Origin of the sequence: Propionimicrobium sp. BV2F7, from assembly GCF_000510445.1 — a bacterium.
GTDB classification, from domain to species: domain Bacteria; phylum Actinomycetota; class Actinomycetes; order Propionibacteriales; family Propionibacteriaceae; genus Propionimicrobium; species Propionimicrobium lymphophilum.
In genome coordinates this window covers 708,898-725,906 of sequence record NZ_AZIS01000003.1, presented here as the reverse complement: position 1 = coordinate 725,906, position 17,009 = coordinate 708,898, and the positions used below count along the sequence as shown (strand labels likewise).

Genomic DNA, 17,009 nt, shown 5'->3' with positions numbered 1-17,009 from the left:
CGAGGGTTTTTTATTATCTAGCGGTTGCGCGTCGAAAATATGGAGGAGCAAGATGGCAGACCAGTCCGAAAAGCAGCTACCGATGCTGACAGGCGCCCAGGCGCTTATTACTTCTTTGGAAAAAGTAGGCGTAGAAGTAGTTTTCGGTCTTCCCGGTGGCGCCGCGCTGCCTATTTACGATGCGCTATACGAATCCTCTCTTAAGCAGGTTTTGGTTCGTCATGAACAAGGTGCGGGCCACGCTGCAGAGGGCTACGCTTTGGCTACTGGACGCGTAGGCGTCGCAATCCTGACCAGTGGCCCAGGCGCCACCAACGGTGTCACAGCGCTGGCCGATGCATACATGGATTCGGTGCCTTTGGTCATGATCACCGGTCAGGTTTCCTCCGAGTCAATCGGCACCGACGCCTTCCAAGAGGCCGATATCAGGGGCATTACGATGCCGATCACGAAACACAACTTTTTGGTTAAAGACGCGCGCAACGTTCCGGAGATCATCAAGGCTGCATTCCACATCGCCTCCACTGGGCGTCCCGGCCCCGTTCTGGTAGATATCACTAAGAATGCGCAGAACGACACCGTGCCATTCGACTTCACCGACGAGGTGAAGCTGCCCGGATATAAGCCGACGGTTCGTCCGCACAACCGCCAGGTTGAGGCCGCAGCGGACCTCATCTGTGAGTCCGTCAAGCCCGTTTTATACGTCGGTGGCGGCGTGGTTCGCGCTCGTGCTTGGCAGGAGCTGAAGGACTTGGCTGAGCTAGCCGGTATTCCGGTGGTTACCACGCTTCCTGCGCGCGGCGTTTTCCCCGACGATCACCCGCTGTGCCTGGGTATGCCTGGCATGCATGGCACAATTCAAGCCGTCGGAGCTATGCAGCGCTCGGACCTTCTGATTGCTGTTGGCACCAGGTTCGATGATCGCGTCACCGGCGCGTTGGACACGTTCGCTCCGAACGCGAAAATCATTCACGCTGATATCGACCCAGCCGAGATCGGTAAGAACCGTGCCGTCGATGTCCCGGTCGTGGGCGACGCAAAGATGTTCCTCGGGCAGCTGCTCGACGAAATGCGACACAAGCGGATCCCCGATTACTCGGAGTGGACCGCCAAACTGCAGGTCATGAAGAAGCGCTACCCGCTGTCATGGGAGGCCGGTGACGAAGGTGGGACCGGCCTGAGCCCGCAACAGGTGATTAAACGGATCGGCGAGATTTCCGGACCGGATTCAATCTTCGTCACCGGAGTTGGCCAGCACCAGATGTGGTCGGCCCACTTCCTGCCGTTCAAAAAGCCTGCACAGTGGATGACGAGCGCGGGTCTGGGCACAATGGGCTACTGCGTTCCGGCAGCCATGGGAGCGAAGGTGGGACAGCCGGACAAGGTCGTGTGGGGCATTGACGGTGATGGCAGCTTCCAGATGACCAACCAGGAACTCGTTACCTGTGCTTTGAACGGGATTCCGATCAAGATCGCGATCATCAACAACAACACTCTCGGCATGGTGCGGCAGTGGCAGACACTGTTTTACAACCAGCACTATTCGAACACCGACATCAGGACCGATTCGCTGCCGAACTTCCCGATGCTCGCGCAAGCGATGGGTTGCGCGGGTCTGAGGGCAACCTCTGTAGAGGAAGTCGACGAGGTGATCAACAAGGCGATGGAGATCAACGATCGTCCGGTAGTTGTCGAGTTTGTCTGCAAGAAGGACTCGATGGTTTGGCCGATGGTTGCCGCAGGCACGAGTAACGACGAGATCAAGGTGGCCCGCGAAATGGCGCCAGATTGGGAGGACTAATGACCACGCACACACTTAGCGTTTTGGTGCAAGATCACCCAGGTGTTTTGACGAGGGTCGCTTCTCTTTTCAGCAGGCGCGGGTTCAACATTGAATCCCTGGCGGTCGGGCCGACAGAAAAAGAAGGGGTTTCGCGAATGACGCTGGTCACGGTTGTCGACGACGAAAGGTTCGTCGAGCAGCTCGTGAAACAGCTGAACAAGCTCGTGGAAGTCTTGAAAGTTTTAGAGCTTCCGGAGTCCTCCGTATGCCGCGAAATGATCCTGGTGAAGGTGCGCTGCGATAACACCAATCGCAGCTCCGTCATCGACGTGGTTAGCCTGTTTAGGGGCAAAGCAGTTGACGTTGGACTGACCTCAGTGACTATCGAAGCCACTGGAAGTCACGACAAACTAGAGGCGTTGCTGACCATGCTTGAGCCTTACGGCGTCATCGAGCTGGTTAAATCCGGGCAGGTTGCGCTAGGTCGCGGCCAGAAATCAATCAATGAAAAACGGGCTCGCGTCTAGCGTGCTCGAAAAAAATAAGGAAGGCAAAAATGGCTGAAATTTACTACAACGACGACGCGGATTTGGCAGTAATCCAGGATCGTTCCGTCGCCGTCATCGGATATGGTTCTCAGGGCCACGCACACGCGCTCAACCTGCGCGATTCCGGTGTTGACGTTCGCGTCGGCCTGGCGGAGGGCTCCAAGTCTCGCGCCAAGGCCGAGGCCCAGGGTCTGCGCGTACTCAGCGTCGCTGATGCCGTTAAGGAAGCAGATGTCATCATGATCCTGGTTCCCGACCAGGTTCAGCGCAACGTCTACCGCGACGAGATCGCCCCGAATCTGAAGGACGGCGACGCGCTATTCTTCGCCCACGGCTTCAACATCCGTTACGGCTACATCCAGGCTCCTGAGGGCGTCGACGTCTGCATGGTTGCACCGAAGGGCCCGGGTCACATCGTTCGCCGGGAATACTCTGACGGACGTGGCGTTCCGGTTCTGGTTTGCGTCGAGCAGGACGCTTCGGGCAAGGCCTGGGATCTGGCTAAGTCCTACGCGAAGGCGATCGGCGGCCTGCGCGCTGGTGGCATCAAGACCACCTTCGCGGAGGAGACCGAGACCGACCTGTTCGGCGAGCAGGCCGTGCTGTGTGGCGGCATGTCTCACTTGGTCCAGGCGGGCTTCGATACCCTGGTCGAGGCTGGCTACCAGCCCGAGATGGCTTACTTCGAGTGCCTGCACGAACTGAAGATGATTGTCGACCTCATGATCGAGGGTGGCATCAGCAAGCAGCGCTGGTCCATCTCCGACACCGCTGAGTACGGCGATTACGTCTCTGGCCGTCGCGTCATCGATCAGCACGTCAAGGACAATATGAAGGCTGTCCTGGACGACATCCAGAACGGCGCGTTCGCGAAGCGCTTCATCGACGACCAGGATGCTGGCGCTCCTGAGTTCAAGAGGCTGCGCGAGGAGGAGGCCGGTCACCAGATCGAGGCCACCGGTAAGGAACTGCGCAAGATGTTCAGCTGGATCGAGAACACCGACGACGACTACACCGAAGGCACCGCTGCACGCTAACCGTTGCTAATCGGATAACTGGCCTGGTCATTTTTGACCAGGCCAGTTTTTGTTTCTGGAGAACAGCGTAAGTGCGAATGATTGGTTACCTGCGAATTGTCGCTAATGTGGTTTCTGTGAACCGACCACTAGCGCTTTTATTCGCATTGTGCTGTGTCGTGTTTTGCGCATGTGGTTCAATGACTGTTTCGCCGGGCAGCTATGGCCTTTCTCCGGTTGCGAAAACCACTCCCGGGAGCCCTAGCAGCGTTGAGCCTTCGGTTAGCCCACAGCCGACCTTTTCCACGAGCACGGACTCCAAGGGAATCGTGCACTCGGACGCCAAATCAACAGGATCGTTCCTGATCAATAAAAGCTCTGCGGATTCTGCCAGGGAAGGTAGAAAGATCGTCTATGCGGTCCGGGTGGAAGATAGCCTTGGTCTTGATCCCGAAGAGGTTGCTAAGAAGATCCAAGAGACCCTGGATGACGATAGGGGCTGGGCGCCGATCGATAAGGTTTCGTTCCGACTCGTTCCCGATCCCGATGACGCCGAACTGATCGTGACTTTGGCCACTCCGGCTACTGTAAACGAGTTTTGCAGACCTTTGGACACTCAAAGCTGCTGGAGCTGCCGGGCGGGGGAGGCAGTTAACCTGAACGCAGATCGGTGGATGTACGGTACGCCATCGTTTTCTGATCTGAGTATCGAGGAATATCGTTCCTACCTGGTCAACCACGAGATCGGTCACTACCTCGGTAGGGGGCACCTGAGTTGCCCGGGGCAGGGCATTCCGGCCCCGGTGATGCAGCAGCAGAGCATGTCGGTTGATGTTTGCAAGCCGAACGTGTGGCCTGCAAACGATCCCGATTAAACCAGTTTTGCTACCTTGTCGCCGATCTGGGAGGTGGATAGAGATTCGTCTCCGCGGTTGGCCATGAACTCGCTGACGGCCGTTCTGATCCGTTCCGCATCTTGCGGGCGCTCCAGGTGATCCAGCAGCAGCGCCATCGAGCTGATCGCGGCGACCGGGTCGGCGATTCCCCTCCCAGCGATGTCTGGGGCGGAGCCGTGCACGGGCTCAAACATAGAGGGGAATTCGCGCGACGAGTTGATGTTTGCCGAAGGAGCGAGCCCGATTCCGCCAGTGACGGCAGCTGCCTCGTCGGTGATGATATCGCCAAAGAGGTTATCGGTGACTATGACGTCAAAATCCTGAGGATCTGTGATCATCTTGATCGTGGCCGCATCGATGTGCAGGTAGTCACGCTTCACCTGCGGGAATTCCTCGCCGATCTCGTTGAAGATTCGGTTCCAAAGCCCGCCCGCGTTCACCAGCACATTGTGCTTGTGCAGCAGGGTGACGTGGTTGGATCTGCGGGTGGCCAGCTCGAAAGCGTAACGAACAACTCGCTTCACCCCGTGAGCGGTGTTTACGCTTACCTCTGTGGCTACCTCCTGGTCGGTTCCAGCGCGAAGCTTGCCGCCGTTTCCGCAGTAGAGTCCCTCGGTTCCCTCGCGGACAACGACAAAGTCGATCGGCTCGCCGTTGGTCACCCATTCGGCCAGCGGGATCTGTTGGTTGGGGTAGACCTTGGAAGGACGAAGATTGACGTCCTGGTCTAGGGCAAACCGAAGCTTCAGCAGCAGCCCGCGCTCGAGCAAGCCGCTAGGGATGGTGGTCGAACCGGGGGCGGCGCCGACGGCACCGAGGATGATCGCATCAGTCTTCTTAAGCTCCTCCAGAGTGTCGTCGTTAAGTACCTCTTGGGTGGCAAGCCAGTGCTGAGCACCGAGGTCGAAATCGACAAATTCGAAAGTGTTTTCGCCCACCGTCGCCATTAGTACCTTGAGTGCCTCGCCGACTACCTCCGGTCCGATTCCGTCGCCTCGGATAACTGCAATTCTCGCCTGCTTAGAAGTCATGCCGGCTAGCTTAATGAAAGCTCAAGCGGTCAACTGTTTAGTCTCAGCAGACAGTTTTAATTGGCCTTATTGAGCCACTCGCGTACGCTCTTCCAGCTGGCGCAATCGGTGGTGTCGATTTCCAGGTTCTTGTACAGCGACGATCGTCCGGTCAGTGCGGAGATGCCCATGGTGCAGCCGAGAAGCGTGTTGATGACCCGCCTTAGGCCATGATGGGAGCCAGACCTCGTGAAGAAGATTGCGGACAGCAATCCGCGAAGTGCACGATCTGCCTGACCGATGTTCTGGTCTAAGGGACGATCGATGAATACGTACTGGGGCTCCTTCTTTTTCTTGCCCATGGTTACTCCTAATTAATGGTTCAGGTAAGTTACGTTTTCAAGTATATAAAAGGCCAAGCGTTTACTGATTGGACTATGAATTTCTCTGCTTCTTAATAGGGTTAGCCTTACTTGCATGTCGCTGAAATTTGAATTACCAGAAAACCCGAGTTTCTTAGCCGATGATGCGATAGCTACGATCCACGAGAACCCCGGTTTCGGGAAGTTCTTTACAGATCACATGGCTGTTGCCGATTGGAATCATGAAGACGGTTGGAAGAACGACAGGCTTGTTCCGTATTCTCCCGTTGCGATGGATCCGGCCGGCGCCGTATACCACTACGCGCAGGAAGTGTTCGAGGGGATGAAGGCCTACCGTCATGCTGACGGCTCCGTTTGGCTGTTCCGTCCCGAGCGCAACGCCGCGAGGATGGCGGATTCCGCAAAGCGTCTGGCCCTGCCCGCACTTCCGGTGGAAGACTACCTGAAAGCTGTCGAAAACCTAGTTAAGCTCGATGAGCGCTGGGTGCCGGGCGGTGAAGAACAGAGCCTCTATATTCGTCCGTTCGAGATGGCTAATGAGGATTTCCTAGGTGTTCGTCCTGCAGAGACCGTGGTTTTCGTGGTCATCTGCTCCCCGGTTGGCGCCTATTTCTCCGGTGGTGTTCATGCGGTAGACATCTGGGTCGAGTCGCAGTACGCCCGCGTCGCGGTGGGCGGAACTGGTTCCGCTAAGTGTGGCGGAAACTATGCGGCTTCGCTGCTGCCGCAAAAGCTCGCTGAGAAGAAAGGTTGCAGCCAGGTGCTGTTCCTAGACGCAGCAGAGCACCGCTGGCTCGAGGAGCTTGGCGGAATGAACATCTGCCTGATCACGAACAACGACGAACTGGTCACTCCGGAGCTAAACGGAAATATTCTTCCGGGTGTGACCCGCGACTCGCTTCTGCAGCTAGCCCCCGATCTCGGTCTGACTCCGGTCGAACGTCCGGTCAGCTACGAAGAAGTCCTTAACGGGATCGAATCCGGCGCGTTCGTAGAGGCGTTTGCCTGTGGCACTGCTGCAGTCATCACCCCGATCGCTTCGCTGCAGGATGCAGACGGCGTTTACGCCTTCAAGGGCGAGCCCAAGAAATCTCTTGAGCTGCGCAATCACCTAATCGATATCCAGTACGGGCGCGTCGAGGACACCCGTGGCTGGATGCACCGGGTTGTTTAATTTCGAGAGGTAGTAGCAAACAGATGAGTAGCCCACTGGCGATGCCAGATGTGTTCCACATTTACGACACGACTCTGCGCGACGGTAACCAACAGGAAGGTATGCACCTTTCGGTTACCGACAAGTTGCGGATAGCAAGACTGCTGGATGAACTTGGCATCAATTTCATCGAGGGCGGCTGGCCGGCAATGGTCGCTGGAGACGAGGACTTCTTTAAGTCTGCTGCCACAGAGCTCGAGCTGCGCAATGCGAAGCTCGTCGCATATGGCCGCACCCGTGAGCCCGGACTTACCTGCGAGAACGATCCGGCGCTAGCCAAACTCGTCGAGGCTAATACCGAGGTAGTTTGCCTGGTAGCGAAGGCCCACGATGTTCACGTCTACGACGCGCTCCGCACGACGCTCGAAGAGAATTTGGCGATGGTCGACGAGACCGTGCGCTATCTGGTGGGCTTGGGGAAGAGAGTGTTCGTAGACCTGGAACACTTCTTCGACGGCTATAAGGCAAATCCCACCTACGCGATGGCGGTGCTGCGCAAGGCGGCAGAAGCTGGGGCGGAAGTGGTGGTGCTGTGTGACACCAACGGCGGGATGCTGCCGCACGACATGGGCGACATCGTGTCTGCTGCCACCCAGGTTGGCGTCGACCTCGGTGTGCACTGTCAGAACGATTCCGGCTGTGCGGTGGCCAACTCCATGTCTGCCCTTGATGCCGGCGTGATGCATGTGCAGGGCACGATTAATGGTTACGGTGAGCGGTCCGGCAACGTCGACCTGACCACGGTGATCGCCAATCTGCAGCTTAAGTACAAGTGGCAGGTGATCAGCCCCGGACAACTCGGGATGCTGACGTCCATTAGTAATTCCATCGCAGAGATCGCCCATCAGCCGCTCAACCCGAGGCAACCGTTCGTCGGGCATTCGGCATTCGCCCACAAGGCTGGGCTGCACGCCAAGGCGGTGCAGATCAACGAGAATCTCTATCAGCACGTGGATCCTAGGGCCGTGGGTAACAGCACCCACATGGTTATCAGCGAAATGGCTAGCAGGGCTAGTGTTCAGGTCAAGGGCGAAGAACTCGGGTTGGATCTCTCCGACCGCAAAGTCGCCGATCAGGTCGCCGAGTTGGTCAAGCAGCGCGAGTCCAAGGGCTATTCCTACGACCTCGCGGACGCTTCGTTCGAATTGCTGGTCCTTGACTATCTCGATCAGCTCGAATTGCCTTTCCAAGTGGTTAGCTGGAAGGTCGTGTCTGAGGATGATGGTTCCGAAGAAAACTCGGTTTCCGAGGCGAGCGTGAAGCTGATCGCTAATGGTTTGCGAGAGGGCGTGATTAGCGTTGGCAATGGGCCGGTTAATGCGCTGGGCCAGGCTCTAGTTCAGGCCCTGAGTGGTGAGTATCCGTTCGTCAAAAGCTATAGCCTCACCGACTACAAGGTTCGCATCCTCGACATGGAAGCCGGAACTGACGCCGTCGTGAGGGTGATGATCGTCACAACGGACGGCGAAACCACCTGGACGACGCTCGGTGTTGGCACCGACGTCATCGAGGCGAGTTGGGAAGCATTAGCGGATGCCTATCATTACGGCCTGATGAAGGGCTACGGTTCGAATAAGTGAGCGACAAGCGATTAGGCTTTAACGCATGAGAATCGCTCGATTTGTGCTTAACGACCAGCCCCAATATGGGCTGGTCGAACTCGAAGAGGACAAGGGCTCGAACCCGCAGACTATCGCCGTTATCAATCGTGACCCGCTAGCTGGGCCGGTCAACTACACCGGCGAGCGAGTCGATCTGGCGGACGTGCGACTGCTTGCCCCAGTGATTCCGCGTTCGAAGATCGTCGCAGTTGGGAAAAACTATCCTCAGCACGCAGCCGAGTTCGGTTCGCAGGTGCCCGAGAATCCGCTGCTTTTCATTAAGCCGAATACTTCGGTGATCGGACCGAATGAACCGATCGTCAAGCCCGCAGAGACGCAGGATCTGCACTACGAAGGCGAGCTCGCCGTCGTTATCGGCAGGATCTGCCGAAGGGTTCCGCTGGAACGCTCGCAGGAAGTCATTTTCGGCTACACGGCCGCTAACGACGTAACTGCCCGTGACATCCAAAACGCGGAACCGCAGTGGACCAGGGCTAAGGGTTTCGACACCTTCTGCCCGCTTGGGCCATGGATTTCTACCCACCTGGACCTCAATGCGGCGGGCGATTTGGCCATAAAGACCACCCTGGACGGAGAGGTTCGTCAAGAGGACACGACGGGGTCCATGGCGTTCGATGTTGCCCACCTGGTCAGCTACATAAGCCAGTTCACGACGCTGCTGCCCGGAGATGTCATCCTCACCGGAACCCCGGCTGGAGTCGGTCCGATGGAATCTGGCCAGCAGGTTAGCGTCGAAATCGAGGGGATTGGTACCTTGACCAACCCGGTTATGGACGAGAAGTGATTTTTACTGCTCCGCTGCAGACGCCAGAACCTAGCGTCAATTACACGCGCGTTTTGGCACGCGATGACGACGCCGGCGTCACCAACAAATCTTTGGTTGGGCTGCTATGTGTCTTCTTCGGCTACCTAGTCGTGGTCATGGCGGTCGCTTATGTGGTGGTAAGCCTCGGTTGGCTGCTGCGCGGCCGCCCCGGGACCCTTGCCGAGTTCGCCTCCTACGCCATGCATTATGAGTACCCGGAGGGTCTGCTGGGCAGCCACCTTGGCCTCGCGACTATGACGCTGATCTGTTTCGGAGTCGTGTATTGGATACATAGGGTTCCACCGCGTTGGCTAGTATCGGTGCAGCCTGGAATGCGGTGGCGCTATCTTCTTGCGTGCCTGCTAGTTGCATGCGTGGCATTGAACGCCATCTACTGGCTAAGCCGAATCGGCCAGCCATTCCAGCCTGACCTGCCCTCAAATGCCAGCTTGTGGTTTTCTTCTATCCTTATCGCTAGCCCGTTACAGGCAGCCGGGGAGGAGTTCGTGTTCCGCGGGTATCTCATGCAGTCTGTTGGCACATTCGCAAGAAGTCCGTGGGTTTCCGTCGCCTTCTCCGCGGCTATTTTCGCGATGATGCATGGCAGCCAGAATCTGCCACTCTTCGTCGATAGGCTCGGGTTCGGGTTGTTGGCCGGCGGCCTCGTCGTGCTAACCGGTGGGCTTGAGGCGGCGATCGCGGCTCACGTCATTAATAACGTATTTTCGTTTGGCTACGCGACGCTTACCGGAACTCTGTCACAAGCACACGCAATCTCGGTCTCCTCATGGACGACTACCGGATGGGATTTGGCCGCCTACGCGATCACGTTCGCAGGCTGCTGGTTTGTGGGAAAGAAAATGAATGTTGCCCGTACAACCCCCAATTTTGTATCTGGGGCAAAGACCGTGTAATGTTTCATTCCGCGCGTTAAGCGAGACAGCAAAATAGTTTGCTAGTTGAAACGCTGAACTGGGGTATGGGGTAATGGTAGCCCGACGGTTTCTGGTTCCGTTAGTCTAGGTTCGAGTCCTAGTACCCCAACCAAGAGTTTCTAGCAAGAAAAACTAAACATGGCCCCGTGGTGCAGAGGCCTAGCACGCAGCCCTCTCAAGGCTGAAACGGCGGTTCGAATCCGCTCGGGGCTACAAAGCAAAACCCTATCTGACTAGGGGGTGCGTAGCAAAAAGGGTGAGATTAGACCCCCTTCAACCGGCGCGTGCATCTAGCGTGCAACTTCTTTACTTTTCTTCGGTGAGACAGTTGTTCCAATTTGTGGCTCTCCACTCGTCTGATTGCCGGCATGAGAGACGATTTCTCCCCATTCACTGACGATGGCCAGAACTCGCTACAGCGCTTCATCCCGACCAAAATTGGTGATTCTGACGGAATGACGATGATGGTGCTCTCCGGGGACGAAAATAAATATCAGCTCAACGCTGTCGGACCTGTGACTAAGGACGGCTGCACTTTGCAAAAGTTCTTTTCTGCAAACGATGGGCTCACCGATGTGAGTGTCCCTTTTGCTTGTGGAGCTGAATACGTCGATCCCGCGATGGATTACTTGCTCATGCCGGACAGCAAGATGCCCGACGTTGTTTCTACCTATCGCACGCTATACGAGCAATACAACAAAGAAACCTTTCGCATGACCTCGTCAAATGGCATCTGCGACTCAGCCGCTAGAAAATGCACGGTTGTAATAATGGTAGTTGACTGCGCTTCCGGTCACAGAGAAGAGCGAGCTGCCGATTTTTAGCCGAGCGCTTTTCGCTTCGTGACTTATAAATATCTGCCAAACTCAACGCGCTAAACCTTGGTTTTGTTAGTCGCCTTTTCTGGCGCCTTGTTGACTAGGCATTATGCTTTCGGCTGGCGCTCAAGAACGTTTAGTGAGTTGAGTTTGGCAGATTTTCTAGTCTCTCTAGTCATCGTCGCGGGCGAGCATCTCTGACAGGTGCTCGGCTGCCGCGATCACCGCCGGCGCGTGGAGGCGTCCCGGCTGGCGGGTCAGGCGCTCGATCGGGCCTGAAACTGAGATGGCGGCGATCACCTTGCCCTGCGGAGAACGCACCGGAGCGCTAACCGAGGCGACGCCCGCTTCGCGTTCTGCGACGGATTGTGCCCAGCCGCGCTTGCGTACGTTGCTTAGTCCGACTGCGGAAAAGTTTGATTCCGTCAATCCGCGAGAGAGCCTCTCTGGTTCTTCCCAGGCCAACAACACTTGTGCGGCGGATCCTGCCGTCAGGGACAGCTGGCTTCCGACAGGGATTGAATCGCGAAGGCCGCTGGGTCGGTCTGCGGCAGCAACGCACACCCTGGTTTCGCCCTGACGCCTATAAAGCTGTGCGGATTCTCCTGTGATGTCGCGCAGGCGTTCCAATACGGGGCCCGCTTTCACGAGTAACTTGTCGTCTCCGGCTGCCGCCGCGAGCTCAACTAGGCGTGGTCCGAGCACGAACCTGCCTTGAAGATCTCTGGAGACTAGGCGATGAAATTCGAGCGCCACTGCAAGTCGATGCGCGGTGGGTCGTGCTAAGCCTGTGGCCTGTACTAGAGTAGCAAGTGTCATTGGGCCCGATTCGAGGGCCGTCAGCACTGAGGCTGCTTTGTCTAGTACGCCTACGCCAGAAGATTGTCCCATAGTTTGAGATTAGCATCTCATTAGCTGGATGGCTACCGGATAATGGAAACATGGGAAAAACGCTTAGCCAGAAGGTATGGGACGATCACGTTGTCAGGCGATCTGCAGGACAACCCGATTTGCTTTACATCGACCTTCAACTGCTGCACGAGGTAACAAGCCCGCAGGCCTTCGAAGGGCTACGCATGGCTGGTCGCAAAGTGCGCAGGCCAGATCTGACTCAGGCCACCGAAGACCACAACACTCCTACGCTAGACATTTTTTCGCCAATCGCGGATCCCACGAGCAGGAATCAGATCGAAACGCTTCGCAAAAACGTCAAGGAATTCGGTGTTCCTGCATTTCCTTTGGGCAACGACAACCAGGGCATCGTCCACGCAATCGGACCTCAGCTTGGCCTGACCCAGCCTGGAATGACGATCGTGTGCGGCGACTCGCACACTTCGACTCATGGCGCGTTCGGTGCGTTGGCGTTTGGAATTGGCACCTCCGAGGTGGAGCACGTGCTCGCCACCCAGACTCTGCAGCAAAAGAAGCTGAAGACCATGGCAGTGAACGTCGAGGGCGAGCTGCCCGAGGGCGTCGTGTCAAAGGACATCATTTTGAAATTGATTTCTATGGTTGGCACCGGCGGTGGTGCGGGGTACGTCGCGGAGTATCGCGGCTCCACCATCCGCAGCCTATCCATGGATGCGCGTATGACGATCTGCAACATGTCCATCGAGTGGGGAGCTAAGGCCGGCATGATGGCTCCGGACCAGACCACTTTCGATTACCTGAAGGACAAGCCATACGCGCCCAAGGGCGCCGATTGGGACGAGGCTCTCGACTACTGGAAGAGCTTGTACAGCGATGACGATGCTGAATTCGACCGCGAGGTCTTCATCGACGCCTCGAAACTGACCCCGTTCGTCACCTGGGGAACGAACCCTGGGCAGGGCATCGAGCTGGGCGATCGGGTCCCCGATCCCGAGCAGTTCGAGAACTCCACGGACCGCGCCGCCGCAAAGCGTGCGCTGGAATACATGGATCTGCGCGCGGGCACGCCGATGCGCGATATCAAGATTGACACTGTGTTCTTGGGCTCGTGCACTAACGGACGAATTGAGGACCTGCGCATGGCAGCGGACGTCGTCTGTGGCAAGAAGATCAAGGATGGTGTCCGCATGCTTGTCGTCCCCGGGTCGGCCGCAATTCGCAACCAGGCGATGGAGGAGGGCCTAGACAAGGTTTTCACCGACTTCGGTGCCGAGTGGCGCTTCGCCGGCTGCTCCATGTGTTTGGGCATGAACCCGGACAAGCTGACACCGGGGGAGCGTTCCGCCTCCACAAGCAACCGAAACTTCGAAGGACGACAGGGCCCCAAGGGCAGGACCCACCTGGTTAGCCCACTCGTGGCGGCAGCCACCGCCATCACGGGTCATTTGTCCAGCCCCGCCGATCTGTAAAGGAAAACCATGGAAAAGTTCACTTCGCACACTGGCATCGGCGTCCCGCTACAGCGCAGCAATGTCGATACCGATCAAATCATCCCTGCCGTCTACCTGAAGCGCATCGCGCGCACCGGCTTCGAGGATGGCCTGTTCGCTTCTTGGCGAAAGGACGAAGATTTCGTCCTTAACCAGCCCAAGTACAAAGACGGATCTGTTCTGGTCGTCGGCCCGGACTTCGGCACTGGCAGCTCGCGTGAGCACGCCGTTTGGGCCCTGCAGAACTATGGCTTCAAGGTGGTCATCGGCTCCCGCTTCGGCGAGATCTTCCGCAACAACGCGGGTAAAGCCGGCCTGCTGATTGCCCTCGTGCCGCAGGAAACCGTAGATGCGCTTTGGGAGTACACCAAGGCTAATCCAGGCGCGCAGATCAGCGTCGACTTGCCTAGCCAAACAATCACCGCAGGCGAGGATAGCTACGGGTTTGAAATTGACGAGTACACCAAGCACCGGCTGCTTAATGGGCTTGACGATATCGCTATCACGCTAACCCACGAGGACGATATCGCCGCATTCGAGAAGAATCGTCCCAGCTGGAAGCCGCGCACGCTGCCGAAGCTGGTTTAGCTAATCTGAAAAGACCGTCCCAACCAAAACAATTTTGGCTGGGATGGTTTTTCATGCTTTGACCAACCAAAGATTAAGCTTGGTTAACATGTGCGAGTCGGCAAGGTTCAAGACCTGGGGCAAACTGCGAAGACTAAACGACGAATCGACCGATTCGTTCGCCCTGGCCTCGATCTCTCCGCTTCTAAAACCGCTGTTTAGCCCGGTGGCGAAGTTCTCGTGGCAGGGCGGTGAGAACATCCCTAAGACGGGGCCCGTGATTATCGCGGCGAACCACATCTCCTCGCTCGATCCTGTCCTGCTCGGCCTATTCTTAGCCCATCAGGGCCGGTGGCCGCACTATCTGGCCCGCGCGAATCTATGGGAAAACAAGCTGCTTAAGAAGATTCTTGTAAACAGCGGGCAGATTCCCGTTCATCGCGCAACAGCCAAGGCCATCGAATCGCTTGCGGAAGCAGAGAAGTCACTAGTTAAAGGTAATGCCGTGATCATCTATCCGGAAGGCACTATCACTTTTGACCCGTTGGAATGGCCAATGGCGATTCATGTCGGAGTCGCAAAACTGGCGCTTATGGCTAAGCAGAACGTTGTTCCCGTGGGTCAGTGGGGTGCTAATTATCTGCTTCCGCCTAGAAAGATTAGAAAGCCGAGTCTCAAGCACCGGGAGATTAGGGTCGTCGCTGGCCAACCGGTTGACCTTTCAGATCTATTCTCAGATTCCCCGGACAGGGAAAGCGTCGGTGAGGCGAGCCGCAGAATATTCAAAGCGATTCTTGCTAAAACTGCTGATGCGAGACGGGAGCTCATCCCCGAAACCGTGTGGAATCATAGGAAAAAGCAGCGTGTGTCTCCAGTCGAGCCCGTGCGTTAGCCGTTCACAATCTTATTTAGGAAACTGATGCAAAAACGTAAAACGATAGCGGTAATTTTTGGCGGTCAGAGCACCGAACACGAGATCTCGTGCTTAACGGCTAGCGAGGTCGTGAAGGAACTCGACCCGAGCAAGTACGAGATGGTTTGTGTTGGCATCTCGCCCGATGGTATTTGGCATCGTTACGGCGTAGAAGAAGTAGCAGGCCTGCATGTCGAAGACAACAAGCTGCCACGCCTTGGCGAAGACGGTCCCGTAGCCGTCGCTATCCGCGATGAGGACGGCCTGCGGATCGCGACACATGTTGGCGATAGCCTCACGGATCAGGTGAAGATCGATTGCGTATTCTCTTTGCTGCACGGCACATATGGCGAAGACGGTACGCTGCAGGGAATGCTCGAGATGCTCGGCGTCTCTTACGTTGGTTCGGGCGTCACCGCAAGCGCAATCGGCATGGATAAGCACTTCATGAAGCTGGCGCTGCAGGCCGCCGACGTGCCGATCGGACCATTCGAGCTTGTCAGCTCGGCACAGTGGCTGAACGAAAAAGAAACGACGATCAAGCGCATCGCAGATCGGCTCGAATTCCCGGTGTTCGTCAAGCCGGCTCGAGGCGGTTCGTCAGTTGGTATCTCTCGAGTCGACGAGCTTACGGGTCTTGAGGAAGCGGTGGAAGAAGCTCGCAAGTTTGATCCCAAGGTGATCGTCGAGCAGGGATTCATCGGGGCTCGCGAAGTGGAGTGCGCGGTGTTGGGCCCTGCAAAGCTAGGAGAGTGCCCGAGAGTATCCTGTCCTGGTGAGATCGTCGTCAACAAGGACGCCGAGTTTTACGATTATCAGGCTAAATACCTGCCCACCGAGGGCCAGGTTGACCTCAGCATTCCGGCAAAAATCGATGAGGAGACATCTAAGGTTGTGCGAAAGCTTGCCGTCGATAGCTTCCTGGCGCTGGATTGTGAGGGGCTGGCTAGGGCAGACACCTTCGTAACCGCGCAGGGTGAGGTTTATGTTAATGAAGTGAACACCATGCCCGGATTCACCAAGCTGTCGATGTTTCCAAGCCTTTGGGAGGCCTCTGGTCTTAGCTATCGCGAGTTGCTGACCGATCTGATCGAGCAGGCGCTAGCACGCCCAGTGAACGTGAACAGGTGATACGGGTGGCTAACGAGGAAACCATTAAAGATGTCGGCGAATTCGGCCTGATCGAGCGCGTTACAGGCCAGCTTTCAATGCCAGCTTCGGTTTCTGTCGGCCCAGGCGACGACTCTGCGGTTTTCTCCGTAGACGGCGACGCCGTAGTTTCGACCGACATGATGGTCGAGGACGTCCACTTTCGCCGGGATTGGTGCTCAGGATTCGACGTCGGCTGCAAGCTAATCGCTAGAAGTTTCGCCGATCTCGAGGCGATGGGGGCCACCAGCCGAGGCTGTGTGGTGGCTATTTCGATGCCCGAAGAACTGCAGGCAGAATGGTTCAAAGATTTCTTCCAGGGAGTCTCTGCGGAGGTCGTTAAGGCGCGAGCAGTTCTCGTTGGTGGCGATATTACAAGCGGAGAAAAAATTGTCGCTACCGCTACAGTTTTTGGTCAGATGGAGGGTCGGGCACCAGTTTTGCGCAGCGGGGCTAAACCAGCAGACGTGGTTGCTCTTTGCGGTAGGCAAGGATGGGCTGCAGCAGGATGGGCGACGCTGAGCCGTGGTTTCCGCTCACCCCGTGCCGCGGTCGACGCTTATCGATGCCCCGAGGTTCCTTACGGGGCTGGCAGGATTGCCGCTGCTGCTGGCGCGAACGCGATGATCGACGTCTCGGATGGTCTGATCGCTGATTTGGGGCACATCGCCGAAAAGAGTAACGTCTTAATCGACATTGATTCTTCAAGCCTCGAGATTCCTGGCCCGCTGCAAAACGTCGGCGCTGCGCTTAATAGTGATCCCTTAAATTTTGTGCTCACCGGCGGCGAGGATCATCCCTTGGTGGCCACGTTTGCCGATTACGTGCCACAGGGTTGGGCGCATATCGGTCGGGTCCTGGATCCAGTCGAAGGCAGCGCGAATGTCCTGGTCGACGGCGAGGAATGGGAAACCGAATATTCCGGTTGGACCCATTTCTGAGCAAAGTTCGGTCTTGACGGCGTGGAGACGTCGCTCATTTTCCCTCGCCC

Annotated in this window: 17 protein-coding genes and 2 tRNA genes; 16 read left to right on the top strand and 3 right to left on the bottom strand. The window is 56.8% G+C overall.

All coding sequences use genetic code 11. The features are described from left to right. Positions 1–52 precede the first annotated feature (52 nt). The 4 genes from HMPREF1255_RS04240 to HMPREF1255_RS04225 all read left to right on the top strand — a co-directional run bounded on the left by HMPREF1255_RS04240 (position 53) and on the right by HMPREF1255_RS04225 (position 4,222). Complete coding sequence (locus HMPREF1255_RS04240; RefSeq protein WP_016455671.1) at positions 53–1,801, top strand: acetolactate synthase large subunit; 1,749 nt, start codon at positions 53–55, stop codon at positions 1,799–1,801. Next, entirely contained in the window at positions 1,801–2,310 is a 510-nt protein-coding gene (gene ilvN / locus HMPREF1255_RS04235) for an acetolactate synthase small subunit (protein ID WP_016455672.1), read from the top strand. Before HMPREF1255_RS04240 ends, ilvN begins: the two co-directional genes overlap by 1 nt. 29 nt (positions 2,311–2,339) lie before the next feature. Then, positions 2,340–3,368, top strand: a complete 1,029-nt coding sequence (gene ilvC, locus HMPREF1255_RS04230) for a ketol-acid reductoisomerase (RefSeq protein WP_024110946.1) — start codon at positions 2,340–2,342, stop codon at positions 3,366–3,368. 179 nt (positions 3,369–3,547) lie between these two features. Beyond that, entirely contained in the window at positions 3,548–4,222 is a 675-nt protein-coding gene (locus HMPREF1255_RS04225) for a DUF3152 domain-containing protein (RefSeq protein ID WP_051112267.1), read from the top strand. Here HMPREF1255_RS04225 and HMPREF1255_RS04220 read toward each other — a convergent pair. After that, complete coding sequence (locus HMPREF1255_RS04220; RefSeq protein WP_024110742.1) at positions 4,219–5,274, bottom strand: 3-isopropylmalate dehydrogenase; 1,056 nt, start codon at positions 5,272–5,274, stop codon at positions 4,219–4,221. The two genes, HMPREF1255_RS04225 and HMPREF1255_RS04220, sit on opposite strands and share 4 nt — an antisense overlap. A gap of 56 nt (positions 5,275–5,330) precedes the next feature. Continuing rightward, positions 5,331–5,615 (bottom strand): YgaP-like transmembrane domain, encoded by a 285-nt coding sequence (locus tag HMPREF1255_RS04215; protein ID WP_024110610.1) that lies wholly within the window; start codon positions 5,613–5,615, stop codon positions 5,331–5,333. Positions 5,616–5,730: 115 nt separating this feature from the next. On the opposite strand from HMPREF1255_RS04215, the gene HMPREF1255_RS04210 reads away from it, so the two are divergent. The 7 genes from HMPREF1255_RS04210 (at position 5,731) to HMPREF1255_RS04180 (ending at position 11,035) form a co-directional block, all read left to right on the top strand. Then, positions 5,731–6,810 carry a branched-chain amino acid aminotransferase gene (locus HMPREF1255_RS04210; RefSeq protein ID WP_024110543.1) on the top strand — a complete coding sequence of 360 codons (1,080 nt, stop codon included), beginning with the start codon at positions 5,731–5,733 and terminating at the stop codon, positions 6,808–6,810. A 23-nt stretch (positions 6,811–6,833) separates the two neighbouring features. Continuing rightward, positions 6,834–8,429, top strand: a complete 1,596-nt coding sequence (gene cimA / locus HMPREF1255_RS04205; RefSeq protein WP_036916855.1) for a citramalate synthase — start codon at positions 6,834–6,836, stop codon at positions 8,427–8,429. A gap of 25 nt (positions 8,430–8,454) precedes the next feature. After that, positions 8,455–9,255 carry a fumarylacetoacetate hydrolase family protein gene (locus HMPREF1255_RS04200; protein WP_024110923.1) on the top strand — a complete coding sequence of 267 codons (801 nt, stop codon included), beginning with the start codon at positions 8,455–8,457 and terminating at the stop codon, positions 9,253–9,255. After that, positions 9,252–10,190, top strand: a complete 939-nt coding sequence (locus HMPREF1255_RS04195; RefSeq protein ID WP_024110808.1) for a CPBP family intramembrane glutamic endopeptidase — start codon at positions 9,252–9,254, stop codon at positions 10,188–10,190. Before HMPREF1255_RS04200 ends, HMPREF1255_RS04195 begins: the two co-directional genes overlap by 4 nt. Positions 10,191–10,249: 59 nt before the next feature. Next, positions 10,250–10,323 (top strand) — tRNA-Gln (locus HMPREF1255_RS04190). 28 nt (positions 10,324–10,351) lie between these two features. Beyond that, a tRNA-Glu gene (locus tag HMPREF1255_RS04185) sits at positions 10,352–10,424 on the top strand. A 155-nt stretch (positions 10,425–10,579) separates the two neighbouring features. Next, positions 10,580–11,035: a hypothetical protein gene (locus HMPREF1255_RS04180; protein ID WP_155948466.1), complete on the top strand. Its 456-nt coding sequence runs from the start codon at positions 10,580–10,582 to the stop codon at positions 11,033–11,035. A gap of 165 nt (positions 11,036–11,200) precedes the next feature. Here HMPREF1255_RS04180 and HMPREF1255_RS04175 read toward each other — a convergent pair whose 3' ends face one another. Continuing rightward, positions 11,201–11,920, bottom strand: a complete 720-nt coding sequence (locus HMPREF1255_RS04175; protein ID WP_024110847.1) for an IclR family transcriptional regulator — start codon at positions 11,918–11,920, stop codon at positions 11,201–11,203. A 50-nt stretch (positions 11,921–11,970) separates the two neighbouring features. Here HMPREF1255_RS04175 and leuC point away from each other — a divergent pair, with 50 nt between their 5' ends. From leuC to HMPREF1255_RS04150, 5 genes are all read left to right on the top strand, one after another. Then, on the top strand, positions 11,971–13,368 hold the full coding sequence (gene leuC, locus HMPREF1255_RS04170) for a 3-isopropylmalate dehydratase large subunit (protein WP_024110809.1): 1,398 nt from the start codon (positions 11,971–11,973) through the stop codon (positions 13,366–13,368). A gap of 9 nt (positions 13,369–13,377) precedes the next feature. Continuing rightward, positions 13,378–13,977, top strand: a complete 600-nt coding sequence (leuD, locus tag HMPREF1255_RS04165) for a 3-isopropylmalate dehydratase small subunit (protein WP_016455684.1) — start codon at positions 13,378–13,380, stop codon at positions 13,975–13,977. Positions 13,978–14,065: 88 nt separating this feature from the next. Further along, positions 14,066–14,848 (top strand): 1-acyl-sn-glycerol-3-phosphate acyltransferase, encoded by a 783-nt coding sequence (locus tag HMPREF1255_RS04160; protein WP_051394982.1) that lies wholly within the window; start codon positions 14,066–14,068, stop codon positions 14,846–14,848. A gap of 27 nt (positions 14,849–14,875) precedes the next feature. Continuing rightward, positions 14,876–16,000: a D-alanine--D-alanine ligase family protein gene (locus tag HMPREF1255_RS04155; RefSeq protein ID WP_024110929.1), complete on the top strand. Its 1,125-nt coding sequence runs from the start codon at positions 14,876–14,878 to the stop codon at positions 15,998–16,000. A gap of 5 nt (positions 16,001–16,005) precedes the next feature. Further along, positions 16,006–16,959, top strand: a complete 954-nt coding sequence (locus HMPREF1255_RS04150) for a thiamine-phosphate kinase (RefSeq protein ID WP_024110569.1) — start codon at positions 16,006–16,008, stop codon at positions 16,957–16,959. Positions 16,960–17,009: the final 50 nt, after the last annotated feature.

Coding starts and splice junctions, on each gene's coding strand:
- HMPREF1255_RS04200 (WP_024110923.1), top strand. CDS start 8,455: ATGAGAATCGCTCGATTTGTGCTTAACGACCAGCCCCAATATGGGCTG.
- leuD (WP_016455684.1), top strand. CDS start 13,378: ATGGAAAAGTTCACTTCGCACACTGGCATCGGCGTCCCGCTACAGCGC.
- HMPREF1255_RS04180 (WP_155948466.1), top strand. CDS start 10,580: ATGAGAGACGATTTCTCCCCATTCACTGACGATGGCCAGAACTCGCTA.
- ilvN (WP_016455672.1), top strand. CDS start 1,801: ATGACCACGCACACACTTAGCGTTTTGGTGCAAGATCACCCAGGTGTT.
- ilvC (WP_024110946.1), top strand. CDS start 2,340: ATGGCTGAAATTTACTACAACGACGACGCGGATTTGGCAGTAATCCAG.
- HMPREF1255_RS04240 (WP_016455671.1), top strand. CDS start 53: ATGGCAGACCAGTCCGAAAAGCAGCTACCGATGCTGACAGGCGCCCAG.
- HMPREF1255_RS04155 (WP_024110929.1), top strand. CDS start 14,876: ATGCAAAAACGTAAAACGATAGCGGTAATTTTTGGCGGTCAGAGCACC.
- cimA (WP_036916855.1), top strand. CDS start 6,834: ATGAGTAGCCCACTGGCGATGCCAGATGTGTTCCACATTTACGACACG.
- leuC (WP_024110809.1), top strand. CDS start 11,971: ATGGGAAAAACGCTTAGCCAGAAGGTATGGGACGATCACGTTGTCAGG.
- HMPREF1255_RS04215 (WP_024110610.1), bottom strand. CDS start 5,615: ATGGGCAAGAAAAAGAAGGAGCCCCAGTACGTATTCATCGATCGTCCC.
- HMPREF1255_RS04220 (WP_024110742.1), bottom strand. CDS start 5,274: ATGACTTCTAAGCAGGCGAGAATTGCAGTTATCCGAGGCGACGGAATC.
- HMPREF1255_RS04225 (WP_051112267.1), top strand. CDS start 3,548: ATGACTGTTTCGCCGGGCAGCTATGGCCTTTCTCCGGTTGCGAAAACC.
- HMPREF1255_RS04210 (WP_024110543.1), top strand. CDS start 5,731: ATGTCGCTGAAATTTGAATTACCAGAAAACCCGAGTTTCTTAGCCGAT.
- HMPREF1255_RS04160 (WP_051394982.1), top strand. CDS start 14,066: ATGTGCGAGTCGGCAAGGTTCAAGACCTGGGGCAAACTGCGAAGACTA.
- HMPREF1255_RS04175 (WP_024110847.1), bottom strand. CDS start 11,920: ATGGGACAATCTTCTGGCGTAGGCGTACTAGACAAAGCAGCCTCAGTG.